1 rRNA gene is annotated in these 1,531 nt (G+C 56.2%); it reads left to right on the top strand.

Features of this window, described 5'->3' with window-relative positions:
- Positions 1-1,500, top strand: a 23S ribosomal RNA gene (locus ABZ098_RS44940); the annotation flags it as partial.
- Positions 1,501-1,531 lie beyond the last annotated feature (31 nt).

A 1,531-nucleotide genomic window follows, 5' to 3' on the forward strand; every position in this document is an offset into this window, starting at 1 on the left:
AGTAGGTGAGTGATGGGGTGACGCAGGAAGGTAGTCCATCCCGGGCGGTGGTTGTCCCGGGGTAAGGGTGTAGGACGTCAGGTAGGTAAATCCGCCTGGCACATAGTCTGAGACCTGATGCCGAGCCGATTGTGGTGAAGTGGATGATCCTATGCTGTCGAGAAAAGCCTCTAGCGAGTTTCATGGCGGCCCGTACCCTAAACCGACTCAGGTGGTCAGGTAGAGAATACCGAGGCGTTCGGGTGAACTATGGTTAAGGAACTCGGCAAAATGCCCCCGTAACTTCGGGAGAAGGGGGGCCATCACTGGTGAGAGGACTTGCTCCTTGAGCTGGGGGTGGCCGCAGAGACCAGCGAGAAGCGACTGTTTACTAAAAACACAGGTCCGTGCGAAGCCGTAAGGCGATGTATACGGACTGACGCCTGCCCGGTGCTGGAACGTTAAGGGGACCGGTTAGTCACATTTCGGTGTGGCGAAGCTGAGAACTTAAGCGCCAGTAAACGGCGGTGGTAACTATAACCATCCTAAGGTAGCGAAATTCCTTGTCGGGTAAGTTCCGACCTGCACGAATGGCGTAACGACTTCTCGACTGTCTCAACCATAGGCCCGGTGAAATTGCACTACGAGTAAAGATGCTCGTTTCGCGCAGCAGGACGGAAAGACCCCGGGACCTTTACTACAGTTTGATATTGGTGTTCGGTTCGGCTTGTGTAGGATAGCTGGGAGACTTTGAAACTCGGACGCCAGTTCGGGTGGAGTCGTCGTTGAAATACCAGTCTGGTCGTGCTGGATGTCTAACCTGGGTCCGTGATCCGGATCAGGGACAGTGTCTGATGGGTAGTTTAACTGGGGCGGTTGCCTCCTAAAGAGTAACGGAGGCGCCCAAAGGTTCCCTCAGCCTGGTTGGCAATCAGGTGTTGAGTGTAAGTGCACAAGGGAGCTTGACTGTGAGACCGACGGGTCGAGCAGGGACGAAAGTCGGGACTAGTGATCCGGCGGTGGCTTGTGGAAGCGCCGTCGCTCAACGGATAAAAGGTACCCCGGGGATAACAGGCTGATCTTCCCCAAGAGTCCATATCGACGGGATGGTTTGGCACCTCGATGTCGGCTCGTCGCATCCTGGGGCTGGAGTCGGTCCCAAGGGTTGGGCTGTTCGCCCATTAAAGCGGTACGCGAGCTGGGTTTAGAACGTCGTGAGACAGTTCGGTCCCTATCCGCTGCGCGCGCAGGAATATTGAGAAGGGCTGTCCCTAGTACGAGAGGACCGGGACGGACGAACCTCTGGTGTGCCAGTTGTTCTGCCAAGGGCATGGCTGGTTGGCTACGTTCGGGAGGGATAACCGCTGAAAGCATCTAAGCGGGAAGCCTGCTTCGAGATGAGTATTCCCACCCCCTTTGAGGGGTTAAGGCTCCCAGTAGACGACTGGGTTGATAGGCCGGATCTGGAAGGCGGGTAACCGCTGGAGGTGACCGGTACTAATAGGCCGAGGGCTTGTCCATATTTGCTCGCGTCCACTGTGTTAGTTCTGAG

Source organism: Streptomyces sp. NPDC006335 (assembly GCF_040612795.1).
GTDB lineage: Bacteria > Actinomycetota > Actinomycetes > Streptomycetales > Streptomycetaceae > Streptomyces.